The following is a 20,830-nucleotide window of genomic DNA, read 5'->3' as shown; positions in this document are numbered from 1 at the left end:
CTAAATAGCTGCGCGGAATAGTAGATCACTGAAAGGGAACTCAGCCCGGATTGTGCGATCTGATCAATCGCCAAACCAACCAAAATCACCAACCGGACTGAGCGATGCCGATCATAGTACCAATACCCCGTGGCGAACGACGCCTGATGCAGAAAGCTATTCATAAAACGCGTGATAAAAATCATGCCCGCAGACTCACGGCCATGCTGATGCTTCATCGGGGTGAACGGGTCAGCGATGTTGCCAGAACTCTCTGTTGTGCCCGTTCATCCGTTGGTCGCTGGATTAACTGGTTTACGCACTCAGGTATTGAAGGCCTGAAATCCTTACCCGCAGGGCGCTCCCGACGCTGGCCTTTTGAACATATCTGCACCCTGTTACGTGAGCTGATAAAGCATTCTCCCGGCGATTTTGGTTATCAACGTTCACGCTGGAGCACCGAATTACTGGCAATAAAAATCAATGAGATAACCGGTTGCCAGTTACATGCAGGAACCGTTCGCCGCTGGTTGCCATCTGCGGGGCTTGTATGGCGCAGGGCCGCGCCAACTCTGCGTATCCGTGACCCACATAAAGATGAAAAGATGGCGGTAATCCACAAAGCGCTGGATGAATGCAGCGCAGAGCATCCGGTATTTTATGAAGATGAAGTGGATATCCACCTTAATCCTAAAATCGGTGCGGACTGGCAGTTGCGCGGACAGCAGAAACGGGTAGTGACGCCGGGGCAGAACGAAAAATACTATTTGGCCGGCGCACTGCACAGTGGCACGGGTAAAGTCAGCTACGTGGGCGGCAACAGCAAAAGTTCAGCGCTGTTTATCGCTCTGCTGAAGCACCTGAAAGCCACTTACCGGCGGGCGAAAACAATCACGCTGATCGTTGATAACTACATTATCCATAAAAGCCGCGAAACACAGCGCTGGTTGAAAGCAAATCCCAAGTTCAGGGTAATTTACCAGCCGGTTTACTCGCCGTGGGTGAATCATGTGGAACGGCTATGGCAGGCACTTCATGACACGATAACCCGTAATCATCAGTGCCGCTCAATGTGGCAGTTACTGAAAAAGGTCCGCCATTTTATGGAAACCGCCAGCCCATTCCCCGGAGGAAAACATGGTCAGGCAAAAGTGTAGCGGTATTAGGCGCAGCTATTTAGCAAAATCCTTACTGGAAAGACTCGAGCTGGATGTTGATCCGTATACACCTCTGGAGGAACTAGGGATCGGTCATCAGCAACTGGTCGAAATTGCTCGTGCGCTCTCCAAAGATACCCGCGTTTTAATCATGGATGAACCAACCTCCGCACTCAGCCAGTCTGAGGTGAAAGTGTTGTTTAACGTCATTGAGCAACTTAAACGGCGCGGTGTCACCATCATCTATATATCTCACCGTCTGGAAGAGTTGATGGAAATTGGTGATTACATCACGATTTTCCGCGACGGTCGTTTTATCAGCGAACGCCCAGTCAATGATGCCAGTATTCCGTGGATCATTGAACAAATGGTGGATGACAAGAAAAAACATTTTGATTATCAACCCGCACCAAAAGGTGAAACGGTTCTATCCGTACAGGGTCTCACAGCCCTTCATCCGAGCGGCGGCTATAAGCTTAATGACGTGACGTTTAGCCTCAGTAAAGGCGAAGTCATCGGAATCTATGGTCTGCTGGGCGCTGGACGCACGGAACTGTTCAAAGGTCTGGTGGGACTTATGCCCTGCCAGAGTGGGAGCGTGCAGCTTAACGGCGAATGCATTGATAAAGCCCATTTTCAGTCACGTCTTAAAAAGGGGCTGGCGTTGGTGCCTGAAGACCGTCAGGGCGAAGGCGTTGTTCAGATGATGTCGATTCAGTCCAACATGACGCTGTCTGACTTAAGCCTGCAAGGCTTTCGCCGTGCCTGGAAATGGCTGAACCCGCACAAAGAGCAGTCCAGTGTGAAGGCAATGATCCAGCAACTGGCTATCAAAGTGAGCGATCCCGAACTGCCTATCACCTCATTAAGCGGCGGTAATCAGCAAAAAGTGGTGCTGGGTAAGGCATTGATGACGCAACCGCAGGTGGTTTTCCTTGATGAGCCCACCCGAGGCATTGATGTGGGTGCGAAAACCGACGTGTATCACCTTATTGGCAAAATGGCGCAGCAAGGGCTGGCGGTGATGTTCTCTTCATCAGAGCTGGACGAAGTGATGGCGCTGGCGGACCGCATTCTGGTGATGGCCGATGGCCGAATCACCGCTGATGTCCCCCGTCATGCGGTTACCCGCGAGACATTAATCGCGGCTTCTACACCTCAAGATTAATCAGGCTGGAATCCATCATGAACCAGAAATATATGATTTATATGTACCTCCTGAAGGCCAGAACGTTTATCGCACTGCTGCTGGTTATCGCATTCTTTAGCGTGATGGTACCTAATTTCCTGACCACCTCTAACCTGTTGATCATGACCCAGCACGTCGCCATCACGGGCTTACTGGCAATTGGTATGACGCTGGTGATACTCACTGGCGGTATCGATCTGTCCGTCGGGGCGGTAGCGGGTATTTGCGGCATGGTTGCAGGCGCCTTGCTTACCAACGGTCTGCCCATCTGGGGTGGCAACATCATCTTCTTCAACGTACCAGAGGTCATAATCTGTGTTGCCCTCTTCGGCGTTGTCGTTGGTTTTGTCAACGGTGCCGTCATCACGCGTTTCGGCGTTGCGCCGTTTATCTGTACGCTCGGCATGATGTACGTTGCCAGAGGATCTGCTCTTCTGTTTAACGACGGCAGCACTTACCCAAATCTTAACGGCATGGACGCGCTGGGCAATACCGGTTTTGCCACGCTGGGTTCAGGTACTTTGTTGGGGATTTATCTCCCTATCTGGCTGATGATTGCCTTCCTGCTGCTGGGCTACTGGGTAACCACCAAAACCCCACTTGGCCGCTATATCTACGCGATTGGAGGGAACGAGTCCGCCGCACGTCTGGCGGGTGTCCCTATCGTAAAAGCGAAGATCTTTGTGTACGCCTTTTCCGGCCTGTGTGCCGCTTTTGTTGGGCTGATTGTGGCTTCACAACTGCAAACCGCACATCCGATGACCGGCAATATGTTTGAGATGGATGCCATTGGCGCAACTGTGCTGGGCGGAACTGCGCTCGCGGGAGGACGCGGACGCGTCTCCGGCTCCATTATCGGTGCCTTCGTAATTGTCTTCCTCGCCGATGGCATGGTGATGATGGGCGTCAGCGACTTCTGGCAGATGGTTATCAAAGGTGTGGTTATCGTCACCGCCGTTGTTGTCGATCAGTTCCAGCAAAAGCTGCAGAACAAAGTCATTCTTATGCGTCGCCATGAAGAAAAGTTGGCGGCAGCACCTTCAGTAAATACCGTATCCAGTTAAGCAGCAACATTCCGCCGGGCATCTTTTGCCCGGCCTATACAGGGGATAAAAATATGCAACGTGATTTTCATGGTAAGACAATTGTCATCACTGGTGCTTGTCGAGGGATTGGCGCAGGTATCGCCGAACGTTTTGCCCGCGACGGCGCAAACCTGGTGATGGTATCTAATGCAGAGCGCGTCCACGAAACAGCGGAACAGCTTCGTCAGCGCTATCAGGCAGATATTTTATCTTTGCAGGTGGATGTCACCAATGAGGCGCAGGTGCAATCTCTGTACGAGCAGGCCGCAGCGCGCTTCGGCACCATTGATGTCTCGATTCAAAACGCGGGTGTTATCACCATCGACTATTTCGACCGCATGCCGAAAGCCGATTTCGAAAAAGTCCTCGCCGTAAATACCACTGGCGTATGGCTCTGCTGTCGGGAAGCAGCAAAATATATGGTTAAGCAAAACCAGGGCTGTCTGATTAATACCTCTTCCGGTCAGGGACGCCAGGGTTTCATCTATACCCCACACTACGCCGCCAGCAAGATGGGCGTAATTGGTATTACGCAAAGCCTGGCGCATGAGTTGGCACCGTGGAATATCACCGTCAACGCCTTTTGCCCAGGGATAATCGAAAGCGAAATGTGGGATTACAACGATCGTGTCTGGGGCGAAATTCTCAGCACAGATGAAAAACGCTATGGCAAAGGTGAACTGATGGCGGAATGGGTTAAAGGCATCCCAATGAAACGCGCGGGCAAACCTGAGGATGTCGCCGGACTGGTCGCTTTTCTCGCCTCTGACGATGCGCGTTATCTCACCGGACAAACCATCAACATCGATGGCGGCCTGATTATGTCTTAATGCCCACCAGGGTATCTGTTAAGAGAGTCATCACTATGATTACAAAAGATTTTGCTCAACAACTGTTTAATCTTGAGGGGCGCGTCGCTTTCGTTACTGGCGCAGGTAGCGGCATCGGTCAGACTATCGCCTGCGCACTTGCCAGCGCGGGCGCGCACGTGATCTGTTTTGATTTGCGCGAAGACGGCGGGCTGAACGCGACCGTTGATGCTATCACCGCTATTGGCGCCCAGGCTGCGCTCTATACGGGCGATGTCCGCCAGCTTAGCGACCTTCGCGCCGCGGTAGCCCTGGCGAAGGAACGCTTTGGTCGTCTGGATATTGCGGTCAATGCCGCAGGCATTGCCAACGCCAACCCTGCGCTGGAAATGGAAAGCGAGCAGTGGCAGCGCGTTATCGACATTAACCTCACTGGCGTGTGGAATTCCTGTAAAGCCGAAGCCGAGCTGATGCTGGAATCCGGTGGTGGCTCGATTATTAACATCGCATCCATGTCCGGGATTATTGTTAACCGAGGCCTTGAACAAGCCCATTACAATAGCGCTAAGGCGGGGGTGATTCATCTGTCGAAAAGCCTGGCGATGGAGTGGATTGGAAAAGGAATACGCGTGAACTCCATCAGCCCGGGATATACCGCCACGCCGATGAATACTCGACCGGAAATGGTTCATCAGACGCGGGAGTTTGAAAGCCAGACGCCAATTCAGCGCATGGCAAAAGTGGAAGAGATGGCGGGCCCGGCACTCTTTCTGGCCAGCGATGCCGCTTCATTTTGCACCGGTGTAGACCTGGTTGTAGATGGCGGATTTATCTGTTGGTAAACAGCAATACGCCCGCAGCCATTGTTAGCTGCGGGCGTTAATTTATTCGCGGCTACAGGCAGCCAGCGTTTTTCGTTGCCGCCCGTGTTCATCAAAGTTCTCCGCGGCCAGCCAGCGCTGTAACACGGCGTCACACTGGGGCCATTCGCTATCAATCATTGATAACCAGTCGCTGTCGCGATTACGCCCCTTGCGCACAATCTTCTGGCGAAAGCGACCTTCGAAGATAAACCCAAGGCGTTCCGCTGCCCGTCGAGAAGCGGTGTTCAGAGAATCGCATTTCCACTCCACGCGACGATAGCCCAACGCAAATGCCTGGCGCAGCAGCAGCCAGATGCTTTCGGTGCCAAGAACCGTATTTTTCATACGCGGTGACCAGGTCACATGACCAATTTCGACCGAACCGTGCTCTCGTTCAATCGCCATAAAACACACCAGTCCGACAGCTCGTCCTGAACGCTGTTCAATGACGGCATAGGGAACCAGAGATGCATCAGTAACTTTCCCCTGCACCCAGCAAGCTGCGGCCTCAACGCTTGTGGGGCGAGAGCTTGCAAGCCAGGTCCAGTCGCGATCGTCCAGCGCCTGCGCGTAGGCATCAAACAGATCGGCAGCATGGCTGTCGGCATCCAGGGGAACCAGTCGACAATATTGCCCTATCAGCGTTTCCCGTGGCAGTACGGCAGCGCCATTCCAGTCCGGCACGACATCGCCGACGGTCTGCCCATAAAGATTTATTTCCGGCACGATTCAACCCCAGTAGCGAAGTAAAAAATAGTTATAACACCGGCCATTACACCTTCAAAGCGTCGCAAGGGTGATTTTGACGACGAACAGAAAATCAGCAGTCCTTCTATACTGATTAAAAATCAACGCGGAAGAGAGCCTTATGCCACTACCCGATTTTCATGTTTCCGACCCTTTTACGTTAGGCATTGAACTGGAAATGCAGGTGGTCAATCCGCCAGGTTACGACCTGAGTCAGGACTCCTCCCGGCTGATTGATGCCGTCAAACAGCAGCTCTCCACTGGAGAAGTGAAGCACGATATCACCGAAAGTATGCTGGAGATGGCGACCGGAGTTTGCCGAAATATCGACCATGCTGATGCTGAATTGTCCGCTATGCAGCAGATAATTATGCGAGTTGCTGCAGAGCATCACCTCGCCATTTGTGGCGGTGGCACACATCCATTTCAAAAATGGCAACGTCAGGAAGTCTGCGATGACGAACGCTATCGGCGCAACCTGGAAAATTTTGGCTATCTTATCCAGCAAGCGACGGTATTCGGCCAACATGTGCATATCGGCTGCGCAAACGGCGATGATGCCATTTACCTGCTACACGGCCTGTCGCGATTTGTCCCCCATTTTATTGCGCTCTCGGCCGCCTCACCTTATATGCAGACCTCCGACACGCGGTTTGCCTGCGCGCGCCTGAATATTTTCTCCGGATTTCCCGATAATGGCCCGATGCCATGGGTGAATAACTGGCAGGAATTCGAGGGGCTATTCCGTCGACTGGCTTACACCAGCATGATTGATAGCATTAAAGATTTACACTGGGATATCCGCCCCAGCCCGCACTTTGGCACGGTAGAGGTTCGGGTAATGGATACGCCGCTGACCCTTGATCATGCGGTCAATATGGCGGGACTTATTCAGGCTACCGCCCACTGGTTACTCACCAAACGCCCGTTCAAACACCATGAGCGTGATTACCTGTTGTATAAATTCAATCGTTTTCAGGCCTGTCGCTTTGGTATGGCGGGAATCGTCACCGACGTCAATACCGGCGACGGCTGCCGCCTGTCAGAAGACACATTGCGATTACTGGAGAATATCGCTACCTCTGCGGGTAAAGTGGGCGCAACCAGCGCGATTGAAGCTATACATCTGCAGGTTAAAAATGGTCATGATGAAGCACAAAACATGCGTGACTTTGTCGCCGAAGGCGGGTCACTGAGTGGCCTGGTGAAAAAGCATTGTGAGATTTGGGCGGGGTTGTAAGCGTGGGTATTTGCGTTGCCCGCTGAGATCCCGGACAATAGCTTTTTAACTCAAGTTTAACAATGTCATGAAACACCCGCTTGAATCACTGATGACTGTCGCAGGGATCCTGCTACTGGCTTTTTTGTCTTGCCTGCTGCTGCCCGCCCCCTCGCTTGGCCTGGTGCTGGCGCAAAAACTCGTCGCCATTTTTCATCTGATGGATCTCAATCAGTTTTATACTTTGCTGTTTTGCCTGTGGTTTTTACTGCTAGGCGTGATTGAATATTTGGTGCTGCGCTTCATCTGGCTGCGCTGGTTCTCGCTGGCGGATTAGGCCCGCGAGAACCCCTCTGCTGTTAATGCGTTCGGCTATGATTTTCTTTGCGATAAGCTCCCGGCGGCTGGCTGAACGTACGGGTGAAAATACGCGTAAAGGTCTGCTGCGAATCGAATCCGTATTTCAAACAGATGTCGTACACTTTCTGGTCGGTATCGCGTAGATCGCGCGCCGCCAGCAGCAGCTTGCGCTCGCGGATGTAACGCCCAAGACTTTCGCCTTTGTACTGCATAAAAAGACGCTGCAGGTGCCATTTGGAATATCCCGCATGGCGTGCAATATCATCAATGCGCAATGGCTGATTCAAATTATCATCAATCCATTCAACAATCGTATCAATTACCTGAGCAGAAATCGTCATCATGCTCTCCCCTGTATTCATTGAGTCACCTGTTGCCACCAGGCCGTAAACGGTTGGTCCGGTTCGGACAGTATTACCGGTTCACCCAGCATTGGCGTCAGCAGTCGGTAATCCTGATGACGGCTGGCAAGCGCCAGTCGTTTGTATGGATCATCCCAGGTATGTTTCGCCAGAACGAAACGGCCGGCATGCCCTGGCAACACAGCCTTCGCATGTAGATCTGCCGCAGCCTGCGCCGTCTCTTCCGGCATCATGTGAATAAACTTCCAGTCCTGGTCATACTGACCGTTCTCCATAATCGCCAAATCGACAGAGCCAAACTGCTCGCCGATGGCTTTAAAATGCGGTCCATAGCCGGAATCGCCGCTGTAATAAACGTTCTGCTCCGGCGTTTCGAACATGAAGCTCGCCCATAGCGTTTGGTTGCGTTTGATACCGCGTCCCGAGAAATGACGAGCAGGCAGCACATGAACGATCAGCGAATCCGTCACTCTGACGGACTGATTCCAGTCCCGTTCTTCGATTATCTCGCTGCGCATCCCCCAATAACGCAGATGCGATCCCACGCCAAGCGGCGTAATCACCCGCTTAATTTTCGGCATTAACGCCTTAAGGGTGGCAAGATCCAGATGGTCATAGTGATCGTGCGAGATAATGAGCAGGTCTATCTCCGGCATCGTCTGTGCGGTCCACGGATAATCACCGGCAAAGGCCTTGTTCAGGAACGAGAACGGTGCGGCATAATTGCTGAACACCGGATCAATCAGGATTCGTTGACCTGCCAGCTGTAAATACCACGAAGAATGGCCCAGCCAGACCAGGGTATCCTGCTGCGGCGAAAGCCCGGCGAGATCGGTCGCGACCATAGGTAACGGTTGTGCTGGTCGTGCATTTTCACGCTTAGCGACCAGAAACTCCCACCAGGCCGCCAGCATGCCTTTGTTGCCGGTATAGCCCGGTGTCGGCACCTGGTTATGAAACTGTCCATCACGATAGTGCGGTGACTGTTCAACCTGACTCAGTTGTGCCCCTTGCGGTGCCTGACCAAACCCGGCATTGAGTACAAACGGTAAACTTGCAGCTGCGGCAATAAGCATAATAACAACCACACAAACTGTGAGACGCTTCATATCCTGACCTTAAACGCGCCCCTTTCCGCTGGTTTGCGCGACTGACTCTTGATTATGAGTGAGTAAGCACTCATTATAGAAATCGAAAGTTCTCCGTCAAGATGATTTTCAATCTTTGACATTCGCCGTTGCGGCGCAGCAAACGCCGTGATTCAATCATGTTTTTTACAGAATTAAGGGTAAAGTGTAGTGGCTCGTCCGAAGAGTGAAGACAAAAAACTGGCATTACTGGAAGCTGCAACCACAGCATTTGCACAATCAGGTGTTGCGGCTTCGACCGCCGTGATAGCCCGTAATGCAGGGGTTGCGGAGGGAACGTTGTTTCGCTATTTCGCGACCAAAGATGATTTGATCAACGAGCTTTACCTCTTTTTGAAGCAAGACCTTTGTCAGTCGATGATGGCAAATCTCGATCGCTCAGTGACCGATGCCAAAACCATGACTCACTACATCTGGAACAGCTACATTAGCTGGGGCCTGAACCACACCTGCGGGCATCGCACGATTCGTCAGTTGGCGGTCAGCGAGAAAATAAGTAAAGAAACCGAACAACAGGCTGACGATATGTTCCCGGAACTGCGCGATCTTTGTCATCGCTCCGTACGCCCCGAGTTTATGTCTGACGAATATCGCGCCTTTGGCGACGCATTGTTTCTTTCTCTGGCGGAAACCACCATGGAGTTCGCCGCCCGCGATACTGCCCGCGCAAATGACTATATTTCGATGGGATTTGAAGCCATGTGGCGCGCACTGACCCGCGAGGAACAATAATGGACGGCCAGACCCTACCTGCCTGTGCGAAACGCCTTGCGCTTGAACTGCCTTTTACCGAACACTGCTGGCCATTTGGCCCAGAATACGATGTCTTCAAGGTTAGCGGTAAAATTTTTATGCTGGTCACGGAGCTTCGCGGACGGCCGCTTATTAACCTGAAATCCGATCCGCAAAAATCACTGTTAAACCAGCAGATCTATCCCAGCATTAAGCCCGGCTATCACATGAATAAAAAGCACTGGATCTCGGTCTATCCTGGTGACGATATTACCGAGTCATTACTGGCAGAGCTGGTGAATGATTCCTGGCACCGCGTCGTTGACGGCTTGCCGAAGCGGGATCAAAAACGCCTGCGTCCAGGTTGATTTATCGCTAACCCCGATAAGTGTTTTTGCATTTTCCTGTCTTATCTTTTTCCTGCTAACCCTGTACCCTGCTGAAACAAAACGCACCCGCAGGGTATGGAAAATCACCAGGAGTAGTTATGGATATTGTTTCTGTCGCCTTAAAACGTTACTCCACTAAGGCATTCGATCCGAATAAAAAACTGACCGCTGAGCAGGCCGAAAAATTAAAAACGCTGCTGCAGTTTAGCCCGTCCAGCACCAACTCTCAGCCATGGCACTTTATTGTCGCCAGCACTGACGAAGGTAAGGCGCGTGTGGCTAAATCCGCAGCCGGCGGCTTTGTATTCAACGAACGTAAAATGCTGGATGCTTCCCACGTCGTGGTGTTCTGCGCCAAAACGGCGATGGACGATGCGTGGCTGGAACGCGTGGTGGATCAAGAAGAAAGCGATGGTCGTTTCGCCACACCTGAAGCGAAAGCCGCAAACCACAAAGGCCGCACTTTCTTTGCCGACATGCATCGCAAAGAACTGAAAGATGACAACCACTGGATGGCAAAACAGGTGTACCTGAACGTCGGTAACTTCCTGCTGGGCGTTGCGGCGATGGGTCTGGATGCTGTGCCGATCGAAGGCTTTGATTCAGCAGTCATGGATGCAGAATTTGGCCTGAAAGAAAAAGGTTTCACCAGCGTAGTGGTGGTTCCTGTGGGTCATCACAGCGTAGAAGATTTCAACGCCGCGCTGCCGAAATCTCGTCTGCCGCTGGAAACGACGCTGACGGAAGTCTAATCCTCCGCATTTGCATAAGCTCCGCACAGCGGTCATCATAGACCGCTGTTTATTAAGGAGACATTATGCAGGAATTGATATCTCAGGTAGAAGAACTCGGCATTGAAATAAATCACACCACCTCGCTGGTGATGATTTTTGGCATTATTTTTATCACCGCCATTATTGTTCACGTTATTTTGCACTGGGTGGTACTACGCGCATTTGAAAAGCGCGCCAACGCCAGCTCCCGCCTGTGGCTACAAATCATCACGCAGAACAAGTTATTTCACCGGCTGGCATTCACCCTGCAGGGTATCATTGTCAATATACAGGCCGCACTCTGGCTACAGAAAGGCAGCGAAGCCGCAGAAATATTAGTAACCTGCGCACAGCTGTGGATCATGATGTACGCCCTGCTGTCACTGTTTTCTCTGCTGGACGTTATTCTCAATCTGTCACAAAAACTCCCTGCTGCGTCGCAACTGCCGCTAAAAGGCATATTCCAGGGCATCAAGCTAATCAGCGCAATCCTCGTCGGAATATTGATGATTTCCCTGCTGATTGGCCAGTCACCGGCAATACTGATAAGCGGTTTGGGTGCAATGGCCGCCGTGTTAATGCTGGTATTTAAAGATCCAATTCTCGGACTGGTGGCCGGAATACAGCTCTCCGCCAACGATATGTTAAAGCTTGGCGACTGGCTGGAAATGCCGAAATACGGCGCAGACGGTGCTGTTATCGATATTGGCTTAACCACCGTCAAAGTGCGCAACTGGGATAACACCATCACCACGATCCCAACCTGGTCACTGGTATCAGACTCTTTTAAAAACTGGAGCGGAATGTCGGCTTCGGGTGGTCGGCGAATTAAACGCAGCATCAGCATTGATGCCACCAGTATCCATTTTCTTGATGAGGATGAGCGTCAGCGGTTGCATAAAGCCCACCTGCTGAAACCGTATTTAACCACACGTCACCAGGAAATCAGCGAGTGGAATCAGCAATTAGATGCGCCTGAATCGGTATTGAATCACCGCCGGATGACGAACATTGGCACCTTTCGCGCTTATCTGAACGAGTATTTGCGTCATCATCCGCGTATTCGCAAAGATATGACATTAATGGTGCGCCAGCTTGCGCCAGACGATCATGGTTTACCGATTGAAATTTATGCCTTTACCAATACGGTGGTCTGGCTGGAATATGAAAGTATTCAGGCTGATATCTTCGACCATATATTTGCCGTAGTCGAAGAGTTTGGCTTGCGCATTCATCAGTCGCCTACCGGAAACGATATTCGCGCGCTGTCTGGCGCGTTTCAGCGATAAAGCTCAGGTACTGGCGCGTGAAATATAGCGCCAGTCCATCATCACCCTTTCCGTCTGCGCGTCAGGATTTTCTATTTTATTCAGCAACAATCCTACCGCTTTGCGGCCTATATCCCGTGAGGGCTGCTCAATGGTTGAAAGCTGTGGAGAAACCATTTCTGCCAGTTCCGTACCGTCGAAACCAACAACGGCGATATCCTGCGGGATCAGTAATCCGGCATCGAAAATAGCGCGCATCGCACCAGCGGCTAGCGTGTCCGATACGGCAAACACCGCGTCGGGTTTCACCTTTGCGGCAAGTAGTTTTTTCATCGCCGCAATTCCTGCACTGGAACTTAATTCACTAGCATATTCCACAGCCTGATATTCAAGCGACAATGCATGCAGCGCCGCTTTATAGCCGCGTTCGCGCAAACGAGCATATTTATAACTCAGGTCATGATTGATTAAGGCAATTCGTCGGTAGCCCTTATCCACCAGGTGAGATATCACCGACTGTGCGGCGTCAACATCGTTAATCCCCACGCAGGAAACCGCGCCTTTGTCAGCATATTCCGCGCACTGAACCCAGGGCGCATCGCCAATCAGCGTAGTCAGTTCCGGTAATTTTGAGAATGCATCCATGGTGATAATGCCATCGACGATTTTCCCCGACAGGAGCTTCAACGCCGATTTTGAGCGGGCTGTATCCGAGCCGGAATTACACAGCAAAATGCGATAGCCATTCTTCTCCGCCTCCTCTTCAATGCCTTTAACAACCTCTGCACAAAAAGGGTTGGCAATGTTGGAAACCATCACCAAAATCATCGAACTACGTGCCGTACGCAGCTGACGCGCCAGCAGGTTGGGCTGATAATTGCTTTCTTTAATAGCCTGTAGCACGCGCTCGCGATTTTTGGCTTTGACGGTATCACTGTGATTCAGCACACGGGATACCGTCGCCACCGACACACCGGCAAGCTGGGCGATTTTTTGAATAGACATAACGACGACACATCCTGCGGTTTACGCTTTGCGTTGAGGCTACCATAAAATCGCCGACTGGCGAACCGGATGCGTGTTTAGCGCTGTACTGATATCCAACGCTGCTGCTGATGGCTTTTTATAATTGCATCAATGATATACATCACATCCGCACCATCAGAAAAAGACGCAAATCGACGCTCTGCCGTCGCGGGCATTTTGCCTGCCAACACAGCCTGATAAAACTGCTGCATCATATTCTTGAACGCATCCGGCCAGCCCTCAATATGCCCGCCCGGAAAGTGCGCACTGGCAGCTACATCAGCATTCATCAATCCAGGGTCGTCCGTCAGGATCTGGTTCGCCTGCTGACGGTGCCCGACCCAAAGCTGTTGCGGCGTTTCCTGATCCCAGTGCAGTGAACAGTGGCTACCGTTAATTTCAAAGCTCAGGTGATTCTTGCGCCCTGCACTCACCTGCGAAACGCTAAAGCAGCCTTTGCTGCCATCATCAAAACGTACTAGCACCGATCCACGATCTTCCGTCGTAACCGCTTTATCCTCAAATTGCACATCAGCCGTTTGCTGGCCAAACGTAGCGTTACTGGCAATGCTGGCTTTACGTACCGGCCAGACGATAGCCAAATCGGCCATCACCTCGACAATACGTTTTCCAGTCACGAATTGCACCGTATCACACCAGTGCGAACCGATATCCGCTACCGCCCGCGAATCCCCACCCTGTGCGGCATCGACCCGCCAGTTGTAGTCAGTCTCCAGCAGCATCCAGTCCTGCAAATAGCTCCCCTGAACGGCAAACAGACGGCCCACGCTGCCGCTTCTGACCATACTGGCCGCCTGCTGCACCATTGCAAACTGGCGATAGACAAAGCTCACGCCGTGCACCACTCCCGCCTGCTGTGCCAGCGTTTCCAGTTCACGAGCCTCATCCGGCGTCATACACAGCGGCTTTTCTGAAAACACGTGCAGGCCCGCGCGTAAAATCTGCCGATTAATGTCGGCATGCAGATGATTCGGTGTACAGTTATGCACTACCCGCAGTCCGGGATGCGCCAGCAGCGCCTCAACGCTGCCGTACGCATGAGGAATATGAAGAGCATCTGCGCGTTCCTGGGCAACCGCCAGCGAGCTATCACAGAGCGCCACCACGTTCACACCGCCGAGTCGACGCAATGCCTCAATATGTGCAGGCCCAATAAATCCGCTGCCAATAATGCCAACCTGTATCATTTGCGTACCTCATCGCCAGCGGCGAAATCATCAAATGCGCGTGCAGAAACCGGAATAATATGGCGGCGTATAAAATCGCTCCCTTCACTCGCCCCGGTTTGCGCGTCTTTCAGGCAACACTCCCATTCCAGCACCGCCCAGCCAGGGAAATCATATTGTGTGAGCTTGCTGAAGATCGTTTTGAAATCGACCTGCCCGTCCCCCAAAGAACGGAAGCGCCCGGCGCGATCGAGCCACGGCTGATAACCGCCATAGACACCGCTGCGGCTACTGGCGTGGTACTCAGCGTCCTTGACGTGGAAAGCTTTAATACGCGAGTGGTAGACATCGATAAACCCAAGGTAATCCATCTGCTGCAATAACAGATGGCTCGGGTCATAGAGAATGTTGCAGCGAGGATGATTATCAACCAGTGCCAGAAAACGCTCGAACGTCACGCCATCGTGCAGATCTTCGCCGGGATGGATCTCGAAGCAAACATCCACTCCATGATGATCAAAGCGATCGAGAATCGGTCTCCAGCGACGCGCCAGCTCCAGAAAAGCCTCTTCAAAGCGCTGACGATTATGCGGTGGCCACGGGTAAAAGAAAGGCCATGCGAGCGAACCTGAAAACGTGGCATGTGCCGTCAGCCCCAGTCTTTGTGAAGCCGCAGCGGCCTGGTGTAAGGTTTCGATGGCCCACGCCTGTCTGGCCTGCGGATTAGCGCGTACAGACGGCGGAGCAAATCCGTCAAAAGCGTCATCATAAGCCGGATGGACGGCAACCAGTTGACCTTCAAGATGGGTAGATAATTCGCTAATCACTAACCCATGCCCGGCCAGCATTCCGCGAATATCATCACAATAGGCCTGACTTACAGCAGCTTGTTCGACATCAAACAGCGACTTGTGATTACACGGGATTTGTAATGCCTTATAGCCCAGCTCCGCCGCCCATTTTGCCACGCCCTCCAGGGTGTTAAATGGCGAGCGATCCCCGATAAATTGCGCCAGAAAAATGCCAGGTCCCTTGATGGTTTTCATAACCCCTCCTGAAAATTACGCCTGCTCTTTGTCGTCATACTTGAAAGAGAAAAGGAAAATCACGGCAATCACTGCGGCAGCGACTGCCGGGATCCACCAGAATGTAGTCCACGCCTGAGGCACGGTTTGCCCCGCCACCAGCCGGTTGTAAAGTGCGCCTGAAATTTGCGAGCCCAGCAGCATACCGATCCCATAGGTAAACATGACGATCATGCTTTGCGCCTGACCTTTTACTTTTTCCCCGGCGATACGATCGGTGTAAATAAAGCCGACCACGAAGAAGAAGTCATAGCACACGCCGTGCAGCAGAATGCCGAGATACAGCAGGAATCGGCCCTCTTCGCTGATGCCGAGGGCAAAGAAGGCATAACGCACGAACCAGGCGCACATCCCGATTAACAGCATGTATTTCACGCCCAAACGTCTGAACAGTAACGGGATCACCAGCATGAAGAATATTTCAGACATCTGACCAAACGACATCGCCGTACTGACGTCGCCGACGCCCGCATCAGCAAGAAACGACGCGGTATACGCGTAATAGGTTCCCAACGGTACAGAGATAAGCGTCGCGCAGAGCGAGAAGACAAAAAAGTGACGGACCTTGAGTAAGGCAAAAGCATCCGCACAAAACAGATCACGAACTTTCACCGGCAGTCCTTTCGCCGGTGCAGGCGTGTTGGGCAGCGTCAGGCTGTAGAGCGCCAGAATCACAGAGATAATCGCCGCCAGCGTAAAGATGCCGGTGGTGTCCGAAATTCCGGTTACACCGATAAAGATCCCCGCGACAATCCAGCCAATGGTGCCAAACACCCGTACCACAGGGAAGGTTTTGTCCTTATCCGACAGGCTATGAAAAGCAATATTGTTGGTAAGCGCCAGCGTTGGCATGTAGCACAACGTGTAGCCAAACAGCAGACCAATCAACAGTGCACCGTTTTGCGCCATCAATGCCTGCGGAACAAACCACAGGATTGCCGCGCCAGCAAGGTGCATCACCGCCATCACCTTTTGCGAGGCAAAAAAGCGGTCTACCAGCATCCCTAAGACGAATGGCGACAGAATAGAGGCAATGGGCCCGGCTGAAAACGCATCGCCAATCAACAGCGACATGTTGTGCTGGCTCATCACCAGCCCCAGCGTGACGGACCAACTTCCCCAGATAAAGAACTGTAAGAACATCATTAGCGACAGCCGGGGCACCAGCAGCCGGTACTGTACGCTCTGTTTTCCACTACTTTCGGTTGTTGACACCATTTTTTGCCCCATCCTTAAAAAGTAATCGATTACAAAATAGATTCAATAGAAAAGTAATCGATTACAAAATAAAAATCCTGTCAGCAGCAACAAAATTGCGAGAACGGTCACGATAAACGTTGAGTGAGGATCCGATCCCATCCTGACGATGGGATCGGTAATAACAAGATCGGTAGAAACTTAGCGGGACTTACGACGCAGCAGTTTGAAAGCAACAAACAGGAACAGGATCCACACTGGCAGCAGGATAGCTGACAGGCGCATCTCATCCATCGTACACATCAGCACCAGAATCATGCCAAGGAAAGCAATACACAGGTAGTTCCCTGCCGGATATAGCAGCGCTTTAAACTGCGTGTCACGTCCCTTACGACGCATCGCCGCGCGGAATCGCAGATGTGCCAGACAGATCATAATCCAGTTCAGCAGCAGCGTCGCCACCACCAGCGCCATCAGTAGGCTAAAGGCCTTTTGCGGCAGCACATAGTTGATGAGTACCACCAGCGACGTAATAGCACCGGAAAGGATCAGTGAGTTCACCGGTACGCCGCGACGGCTGACGCGGGTTAAGAACTTCGGCGCGTTCCCCTGAACCGAGAGACCAAATAGCATACGGCTGTTAGAGTAGACGCCGCTGTTATACACCGACAGCGAAGCCACCAGGATGACAAAGTTCAGCGCAGAAGCCACCACGTTGCTGTCAAGATTATGGAAAATCATCACGAACGGGCTGCTATTGGATTTCACTTCCACCCACGGGTACAGCGCCAACAGCACCACCAGAGAACCGATGTAAAACAGCAGAATACGGTACACCACCTGGTTTACCGCTTTCGGAATGCTTTTTTGCGGATCCTGCGCTTCTGCGGCAGTAATTCCGATAAGCTCCAGCCCGCCAAAGGAGAACATAATCACCGCCAGCGACAGAATTAATCCGTTCCAGCCGGTAGCAAAAAAGCCGTTGTAACGCCACAGGTTATCGATGCTTGCATGTTCCCCGCCGTTACCGGAAAACAGCATCCACACACCAAAACCAATCATGCCGATAATAGCCAGCACTTTAATCAGCGCGAACCAGAATTCCGTTTCGCCATACAGGCGTACGTTGACCAGATTGACGGCGTTGATGATCACGAAGAATGCCGCGGCCCAAATCCAGGTCGGGACATCGGGCAGCCAGTACTGCATATAGATCCCGGCCGCTGTCAGTTCCGCCATGCCGACCAGCACAAACATCACCCAGTAGTTCCAGCCGGAGAGAAAACCCGCGAACGGTCCCCAGTATTTATAGGCAAAATGGGCAAAGGATCCGGAAACGGGTTCTTCCACTACCATTTCGCCCAGTTGACGCATAATCAAAAAAGCGATGATCCCGGCAACACCGTAACCCAGTAACACCGCAGGTCCCGCCATCTGAATCGCCGGGCCAATGCCCAAAAACAGGCCGGTACCAATTGCACCGCCCAGTGCAATTAACTGAATATGGCGGTTTTGCAACCCCCGCTGAAGCGTCGGCTCATTCGTTGACGCGGCATCAGACACGCTGGTGTCAGATGCAGTTGACGCGTTTTTCACGCCCTTCCCCTGTGTCGTTTTTATTGAAGGGGCTTCTTTTAACATTTCAACCTGGTTGTCGCAAGGCGCAATAATCGATTGGATGCGCCGGGCTTCCTTGCCCAACGCACCGAGGCTCGGGAGAAAAATCAGAAGTCGTAACTGACGGAAACCTTCAGCGTGCGCGGCTCCCCCTGGAACAGATAAGTCCCGGTATCATCAATACCTGACCAATAATTCTCGTTGGTGACGTTATCAACCCCTGCACGCAAAATCATCTGATTCTGGTTTTGATTGAGTGACATACGGTAACGCACACCTAAATCCAGTGTGGTAAAACTGTCGAGTTTCTTGGTATTTGCCGCGTTGGCATATTGAGCACCAGAATGGTTCAGCCGCGCCGTCGCGGTGAGTCCTTCAACAGGTTTAATATCATATTCAGCACCCAGCACCGCATAGAAGTCCGGTACGCCGATTGCCGTCTTACCGTCGTTGACACCGTTTTGATTTTTACTGAGCGTCGCATCCAGCCACGTTGCACTGGCATTCAGCCGCAGTCCTAACATCGGCTCACCAAAAACATTCAGCTCCACACCACGGTTACGCTGCTCGCCGTTGATTGCGTAATACCGGGTCTGGCTATCCAACTGGGCGACCGGCATTTTGATTTCAAACAGCGCCAGTGAACCGCCTACACGTCCAAAGTCTGTTTTGACCCCAACCTCATTCTGTTTTGCATGGATGATTCCGGTGCTTTGACCGTAGTTCACTGCACTGCTTGGCGCGGTGCTGCCTGGCTGTAACGATTCGGTATGGTTCGCGTATAGGGAGAGTTCCTGCCACGGCTTGTATACAACACCGTACGTCGGCATCCAGCGGCTGTCGTCAAAACTGTTCTTAACGTTTTCAGCGCCAGTTTCTTTGTTGTAATCACGCACCACGACCTTTTGGTGGCGCGCGCCGACGGTAAACAGAAGCTGATCATCAAGCACACCCAACGTATCGCTGAGTAACCACCCCTGACTACGCGTACGTCCACTGGTTAGTGGATCGCTATAGTTGCCTCCCGTCGCCGTCACCGCCGGTTTTGGTACATTCTGTGTATCGTAGATATTGACGTCCGGGCGCGCGGCACGTGACCCCATGCGCCAGGCGATTTTGTCTTCTTTAGTGACGGCGGAATAACCTACATTAACCTTATGCGACACAAAACCCGTATCAAAATTCCCGCGCAGTCCTGCCATCCCGCTGAACGCATCAATAATACGATTGGTATCAAGGCGTCCGGCTTTCGCGTCACCGGCCTGGTTGTATATTTCCGGAGCACTGTACAAGCCAATCTCATGCGCGTGCTGCGCACCTAAACCGGCATAAGCGGTCCAGTTCTCGGTCAGATCATATTCCGTGCGCGCCATCCCGAACTCATTCTCAATATCGCTGTAACCCCATCTCTGGCTATAGTTGTGCGTATTTTTCGGCAGATCGGGGACAAATGGCACATAGTAAATATTGATCCCCATGTTGCCACCGTGAAACGTCTTTTTCTGATACCCAACGTCTAATGAACTGCGGAAACGGTCGCCACGGTAATCCAGTCCCAGTGATGCCAGCGTGGTACGACGTTTATCGTCGTCAACCGCCCCCTCCCCTTCACGATGCAACAGATTCACACGAGCACCGAACTGGTTATTGTCACCAAAACGGCGTCCGGCATCGAGCGACGTTCCCACCTGTGAGTCACTGGTGTAATCCATACCGAGGCGTGTGATCGGCGTATCGTCTGCATGCTTGGGTTCAAGATTAATCATTCCGCCAACGCCGCTACCGGCAGCGCCATTGAGTAATCCATTCGCGCCTTTAAAGATTTCAACACGATCGATCATCTGCGTATCCACCACCTGACGCGGCAGCACACCAGATAATCCACCAAAGGTCATATCATCGCCGTCAAGTTTCAGACCGCGAATACGGTATGTCTCTGCATAGTTACCGTAGCCTTGTACCGCCTGCACGCTCGCGTCATTGGCGACAACATCGGCAACGGTCTTAGCTTGCTGATCTTCGACCAGTTTTGAGGTGTAGCTTATAACGTTAAATGGTACATCCATGGCATTTTGCTGACCAAGCATCCCCAGCCTGCCGCCATTAGCAACCTGACCGTCGAGAAAAGCGGGCAGTAACGTATCGCCACCGGGTTTAAAATCACTTCTCTCTGCGGCCTGCACCACAATGGTCTCTTCCGCTTCCGTGGGGGTCTCAGCAGCATTCACCGTGCCGGAAAGCGCGCCAATAGTTGCGGCCAGCACAGTTTTTCTCATTAAGAGTGCGTATGTTTTAGTGTTGTCCATAGCCATGCCATTAAAAGTCTGACGACGTTGCCGGAGAGCCCCCGGCAACATGTTGTTATTATTTATTCAGATCGATACGCACCACGTTATCTGGCGCAGAGGTGGAGTGGTCTTTATTAAATTTCTGTTTCACGGTGACAAACAGGGTTTGCCCATCCGCCGAGAGCAGCAGGCTGTTAGGGTTAGGCGGTAAGTCCCAGCTTTTCGGTGATGCTGCCAACTTACTGATTTAGTGTATGATGGTGTTTTTGAGGTGCTCCAGTGGCTTCTGTTTCTATCAGCTGTCCCTCCTGTTCAGCTACTGACGGGGTGGTGCGTAACGGCAAAAGCAC

At 52.1% G+C, this 20,830-nt stretch carries 19 protein-coding genes and 3 pseudogenes (1 of these 22 running past the window's edge); 12 read left to right on the top strand and 10 right to left on the bottom strand.

Going from position 1 to position 20,830, the window contains the following annotated elements:
- Window positions 1-104 precede the first annotated feature (104 nt).
- The 5 genes and pseudogenes from OGX92_RS03735 (at window position 105) to OGX92_RS03715 (ending at window position 5,061) form a co-directional block, all read left to right on the top strand.
- The gene (locus OGX92_RS03735) at window positions 105-1,136 is read left to right on the top strand and encodes an IS630-like element ISEc33 family transposase (protein ID WP_001395480.1); all 1,032 of its coding nucleotides are present in this window, start codon (window positions 105-107) and stop codon (window positions 1,134-1,136) included.
- 19 nt (window positions 1,137-1,155) lie between these two features.
- Window positions 1,156-2,304, top strand: a pseudogene (locus OGX92_RS03730) (sugar ABC transporter ATP-binding protein); the annotation flags it as partial.
- Between the two features lie 17 nt (window positions 2,305-2,321).
- Window positions 2,322-3,389 carry an ABC transporter permease gene (locus OGX92_RS03725; protein WP_003831171.1) on the top strand — a complete coding sequence of 356 codons (1,068 nt, stop codon included), beginning with the start codon at window positions 2,322-2,324 and terminating at the stop codon, window positions 3,387-3,389.
- 53 nt (window positions 3,390-3,442) lie between these two features.
- Window positions 3,443-4,240, top strand: a complete 798-nt coding sequence (locus OGX92_RS03720; protein WP_003831170.1) for an SDR family oxidoreductase — start codon at window positions 3,443-3,445, stop codon at window positions 4,238-4,240.
- A gap of 35 nt (window positions 4,241-4,275) precedes the next feature.
- Window positions 4,276-5,061 carry an SDR family oxidoreductase gene (locus tag OGX92_RS03715; protein ID WP_003831169.1) on the top strand — a complete coding sequence of 262 codons (786 nt, stop codon included), beginning with the start codon at window positions 4,276-4,278 and terminating at the stop codon, window positions 5,059-5,061.
- Between the two features lie 42 nt (window positions 5,062-5,103).
- Here OGX92_RS03715 and OGX92_RS03710 read toward each other — a convergent pair whose 3' ends face one another.
- On the bottom strand, window positions 5,104-5,808 hold the full coding sequence (locus OGX92_RS03710) for a GNAT family N-acetyltransferase (RefSeq protein WP_003831168.1): 705 nt from the start codon (window positions 5,806-5,808) through the stop codon (window positions 5,104-5,106).
- Window positions 5,809-5,950: 142 nt separating this feature from the next.
- Between OGX92_RS03710 and OGX92_RS03705 the strand changes: the two genes are divergently transcribed.
- On the top strand, window positions 5,951-7,069 hold the full coding sequence (locus OGX92_RS03705; protein ID WP_286586253.1) for a YbdK family carboxylate-amine ligase: 1,119 nt from the start codon (window positions 5,951-5,953) through the stop codon (window positions 7,067-7,069).
- Window positions 7,070-7,136: 67 nt separating this feature from the next.
- Window positions 7,137-7,385, top strand: a complete 249-nt coding sequence (locus OGX92_RS03700; protein ID WP_003831166.1) for a DUF1158 family protein — start codon at window positions 7,137-7,139, stop codon at window positions 7,383-7,385.
- Between the two features lie 22 nt (window positions 7,386-7,407).
- On the opposite strand, the gene OGX92_RS03695 is transcribed toward OGX92_RS03700, so the two are convergent.
- Both OGX92_RS03695 and OGX92_RS03690 read right to left on the bottom strand, forming a co-directional pair.
- Entirely contained in the window at window positions 7,408-7,749 is a 342-nt protein-coding gene (locus OGX92_RS03695) for a RamA family antibiotic efflux transcriptional regulator (protein WP_003021996.1), read from the bottom strand.
- 17 nt (window positions 7,750-7,766) lie between these two features.
- On the bottom strand, window positions 7,767-8,879 hold the full coding sequence (locus OGX92_RS03690) for an MBL fold metallo-hydrolase (RefSeq protein ID WP_003831165.1): 1,113 nt from the start codon (window positions 8,877-8,879) through the stop codon (window positions 7,767-7,769).
- Between the two features lie 189 nt (window positions 8,880-9,068).
- On the opposite strand from OGX92_RS03690, the gene OGX92_RS03685 reads away from it, so the two are divergent.
- The 4 genes from OGX92_RS03685 to OGX92_RS03670 all read left to right on the top strand — a co-directional run bounded on the left by OGX92_RS03685 (window position 9,069) and on the right by OGX92_RS03670 (window position 12,101).
- Entirely contained in the window at window positions 9,069-9,650 is a 582-nt protein-coding gene (locus OGX92_RS03685) for a TetR/AcrR family transcriptional regulator (RefSeq protein WP_267387805.1), read from the top strand.
- Entirely contained in the window at window positions 9,650-10,018 is a 369-nt protein-coding gene (locus OGX92_RS03680) for an MmcQ/YjbR family DNA-binding protein (RefSeq protein ID WP_003831163.1), read from the top strand. Before OGX92_RS03685 ends, OGX92_RS03680 begins: the two co-directional genes overlap by 1 nt.
- A gap of 119 nt (window positions 10,019-10,137) precedes the next feature.
- Complete coding sequence (nfsB, locus tag OGX92_RS03675; protein WP_003831162.1) at window positions 10,138-10,791, top strand: oxygen-insensitive NAD(P)H nitroreductase; 654 nt, start codon at window positions 10,138-10,140, stop codon at window positions 10,789-10,791.
- A gap of 65 nt (window positions 10,792-10,856) precedes the next feature.
- A complete protein-coding gene (locus OGX92_RS03670; protein WP_003831160.1) occupies window positions 10,857-12,101 on the top strand; it encodes a mechanosensitive ion channel family protein in 1,245 nt (414 codons plus the stop codon).
- Between the two features lie 3 nt (window positions 12,102-12,104).
- On the opposite strand, the gene OGX92_RS03665 is transcribed toward OGX92_RS03670, so the two are convergent.
- The 7 genes and pseudogenes from OGX92_RS03665 to OGX92_RS03635 form a co-directional block, all read right to left on the bottom strand.
- Window positions 12,105-13,085 (bottom strand): LacI family DNA-binding transcriptional regulator, encoded by a 981-nt coding sequence (locus OGX92_RS03665; RefSeq protein WP_126955875.1) that lies wholly within the window; start codon window positions 13,083-13,085, stop codon window positions 12,105-12,107.
- 77 nt (window positions 13,086-13,162) lie between these two features.
- Window positions 13,163-14,314, bottom strand: a complete 1,152-nt coding sequence (locus OGX92_RS03660; protein ID WP_126955876.1) for a Gfo/Idh/MocA family protein — start codon at window positions 14,312-14,314, stop codon at window positions 13,163-13,165.
- Window positions 14,311-15,339, bottom strand: coding sequence for a sugar phosphate isomerase/epimerase family protein (locus OGX92_RS03655; RefSeq protein ID WP_063940739.1), 1,029 nt, complete (start codon window positions 15,337-15,339; stop codon window positions 14,311-14,313). The genes OGX92_RS03660 and OGX92_RS03655 overlap by 4 nt, the downstream gene beginning before the upstream one ends.
- A gap of 15 nt (window positions 15,340-15,354) precedes the next feature.
- Window positions 15,355-16,596 carry an MFS transporter gene (locus OGX92_RS03650; RefSeq protein WP_284969590.1) on the bottom strand — a complete coding sequence of 414 codons (1,242 nt, stop codon included), beginning with the start codon at window positions 16,594-16,596 and terminating at the stop codon, window positions 15,355-15,357.
- A gap of 180 nt (window positions 16,597-16,776) precedes the next feature.
- Window positions 16,777-18,171: a phenylalanine transporter gene (pheP, locus tag OGX92_RS03645; RefSeq protein ID WP_008784036.1), complete on the bottom strand. Its 1,395-nt coding sequence runs from the start codon at window positions 18,169-18,171 to the stop codon at window positions 16,777-16,779.
- A 128-nt stretch (window positions 18,172-18,299) separates the two neighbouring features.
- A complete protein-coding gene (locus OGX92_RS03640; protein ID WP_063940742.1) occupies window positions 18,300-20,498 on the bottom strand; it encodes a TonB-dependent receptor in 2,199 nt (732 codons plus the stop codon).
- A gap of 58 nt (window positions 20,499-20,556) precedes the next feature.
- A pseudogene (locus OGX92_RS03635) lies at window positions 20,557-20,703 on the bottom strand (hypothetical protein); the annotation flags it as partial.
- A 56-nt stretch (window positions 20,704-20,759) separates the two neighbouring features.
- Between OGX92_RS03635 and OGX92_RS03630 the strand changes: the two are divergent.
- Window positions 20,760-20,830: pseudogene (locus OGX92_RS03630) on the top strand (IS1-like element transposase) (its annotated part continues 224 nt past the right edge of the window); the annotation flags it as partial.

This window comes from Citrobacter sp. Cpo089 (assembly GCF_030332695.1).
GTDB lineage: Bacteria > Pseudomonadota > Gammaproteobacteria > Enterobacterales > Enterobacteriaceae > Citrobacter > Citrobacter portucalensis.
Note: the sequence above shows the minus strand (reverse complement) of the source record. Positions and strands in the feature narration are given on the sequence as shown.